This is a genomic window from Mangrovicoccus sp. HB161399 (assembly GCF_013184745.1).
In the GTDB taxonomy this organism is placed as follows: domain Bacteria; phylum Pseudomonadota; class Alphaproteobacteria; order Rhodobacterales; family Rhodobacteraceae; genus Mangrovicoccus.
On record NZ_JAATVU010000190.1, the window covers coordinates 1 to 2,512 of the forward strand.

Here is a 2,512-nt window from a genome sequence, read left to right on the forward strand (position 1 = left end):
CCAGGGAAGCAGTCGGCGGCGGTCCCATGGCCGCGTCAGGAGAGTGCGCAGCCTGAAAATAGACACCGGTGACAACAACCTTGAAAACCACCGCTTGCGGGCGATGTCCCAGATGAAGCCCGCCAGTTCCCGGGCAATCTGCGGCGCGACAAACAGGGTGAGATTCCCCGACAATCAGGATGAGACGTTGCGGCGGGTGCGAGCCGGAGGGCGGGCGTAGCCCGGCCGGAGTGTCAATCGGCTCTGAAAGGGGGGCTGGCTCAATTTTGATGCAGGCCTTTGCCTACGACATCGCAGTCATCCTCGCCGCCAGGGTACCGACACCCGCCCGGCCATACATTTGCCGCTTCAGCATTTTCAGGCGGTTGATTTGACCTTCTGTCTGGCCGTTCGACCATGGTTCGGTCAGGGCCGCGGCCTCCGCGTCGCAATCTTTCTGGAGGCCGCGGGCAAAGGCACCCAGCAGACTCCGGCACCGGCTGAGATCAGGTCTTGGCGGCCCAATCGTAAGGCGGAAAATCGTCGTCCCGAGACGCTTGAGCGCTGGAGTCGTGTAGTGTGAGGCTTCGTCCTGTAAGGCCATTAACCTACCGGATTCCCGAGGTGAACCCCGAACCTCGAAGAGTTCTGCAACAATGCCGCGCCAGTCTACCACACAAAATGTTGGCATGCCCGCCGTGAACTGGCTAGGAAAATCTAGATCCGCATGCCAGAACAGGAGCGCAGAATGCCAAAATTTGAAACTGTCTTCATTCATATCGGGCACGGAAAAACAGGTTCTAGCTATTTGCAATCAGCGTTGTCTCTTGGCAGCAAACAGCTAGCAGCCAATGGGATATCATATCCACTAGATGATGAGATGGCAGAGAGGTCAAATAGTGGTAAGATTACATCTGGCAATTACCGGCCGAGACCTGGCGCGCTGGATAAGGTCATTTCCGCGGGATCAGCTACGAAGCTTCCGAATCTTTTGATATCAGGCGAGGCCATCTTTCAGGAACTCGCGGCCTCAAGGGAAGGCTTTTTGGAAGAATTGATAAGGCAGTCAAGCGGCGCCAAGATTAAGGCACTCCTATTTTTGCGTGATATTGTGCCACATGCGGTATCGCAATATCAGCAGCGCGTTAAGCGTGGTGGGTATACCGGCACACTTAGCGAAAGCCTTTCGGATTACGCATTTCCACGGCACACGATTAGGGCAATACAACGTCTGAAACAACACGGGTGTGAGTGCACGGTTGTCAACTATACTCGGCACGCTGATTCTGTAGTGGCCGTCGCCGAAAAGTGGCTAGGGCTGAATGAAGGCACATTGCCAACCCCACCAGCAGAGAGAATAAACAGGTCGCTCACCACCGCAGAACTTGAGTTTCAGCGTGCGCTAAACGCTACCCTAGGACGATATGCCGCAAAAATTGTAAGCAATCCTCTTTGCGAGGAAATCCCCAATTTGTCATCAGAGTGGCCGCCAGTCAACCCATTGTCACTTTCCGCATTCTTAGACAGGATGAAAATGGAATTGTCTGATCCAGATTACATTTCTGCCGTGCCCGAGGATGAGAGGCCTGCGGTATTGGACTTCGAGGAATGCATCAGACTGTTTCCCGAGGAGTCAGTGGGGACCGAATACAACTTCTCCAGTGATCAGATGCTTTCGATATCGAGGGCAATTGGACGTGAAGTCGAAAAAGTAGAGAAGCTTCGGAAAAATGCAGAGAAGCTTCGGCAAGTAGTCGTAGGTTTGCGAGAAAAAAACGCGGAGCTACTCGCAAAATTGGGAGAATGAAGTAAGCTGGCCCCGCTCTCTGACGACGCTGAAAAGGGCCCGTGTAAAGGCCATAGGCACCCGAGTGAAGGATGCCGCTTCAGCCCACCAAGTGGCCGTTGGGATGGTCTTTTCGCGGTCGGTCGAGAAGCGGAACAACGCTGCCGGGGCGCACAACGAAATCCTGGGGACATCGAAGCATATGGCCCCGGGCACTCTGGCGGGACTGGAGCGGGTACCACAGCCTCGCTGCATAGTTTCAGATTGAAGGACGGTGACAACTATCCTGATAGAGGGGGACTGCGGTCGCCTGCTGATTTATCCAACAGCACCGTCCTCTCGGGGCAGGGCAATCGCGTTTGGCTCAAGCCGCTGGCAGCGCAGTGAGAATGCTGCGCAGGAACGCTTCGTCCCAGCCCGCCCTCTGGAGCTTCATCGACAGCGACCCCTTCGATGTGTCCTGTCGGACGACGTCCAGCGCGCGGCGGCCCCCTCGTGCAGGGTTGTTGTCACCGTCCTTCGATCTGAAACTATGCAGCGAGGCGGGCGGGACAGGATGACGAGTGGCCTATTCACAGGAACGAAAGGCGGCGGTTCTCGCGAAGATGCTGCCGCCGAACAGCACCCCCTTGAACCGGCTGGCGGTTGAAGAGGGGATCTCGCGGGCAACGCTCGCCAAGTGGCGCGCGGAGGCGCGGGCGAAGGGCAAGCTGCTGCCCGAGGCTGACGCGCATGTCGAAGGCTGGA

General features: G+C 56.6%; 2 protein-coding genes and 1 pseudogene. 2 read left to right on the forward strand and 1 reads right to left on the reverse strand.

All coding sequences use genetic code 11. The features are described from left to right. Window positions 1–283 precede the first annotated feature (283 nt). Window positions 284–457: pseudogene (locus HCC78_RS34315) on the reverse strand (ISL3 family transposase); the annotation flags it as partial. Window positions 458–727: 270 nt separating this feature from the next. Here HCC78_RS34315 and HCC78_RS32095 point away from each other — a divergent pair. Together HCC78_RS32095 and HCC78_RS32100 are read left to right on the forward strand one after the other, a co-directional pair. Then, window positions 728–1,786: a hypothetical protein gene (locus HCC78_RS32095; RefSeq protein WP_138473382.1), complete on the forward strand. Its 1,059-nt coding sequence runs from the start codon at window positions 728–730 to the stop codon at window positions 1,784–1,786. Between the two features lie 542 nt (window positions 1,787–2,328). Further along, the coding region (locus HCC78_RS32100) for a transposase (RefSeq protein WP_371743772.1) at window positions 2,329–2,512 on the forward strand (184 nt) is incomplete at its 3' end.

Excerpts from the sequence above, each read along its gene's own strand:
- HCC78_RS32095 (WP_138473382.1), top strand. The coding sequence starts at position 728 with ATGCCAAAATTTGAAACTGTCTTCATTCATATCGGGCACGGAAAAACA.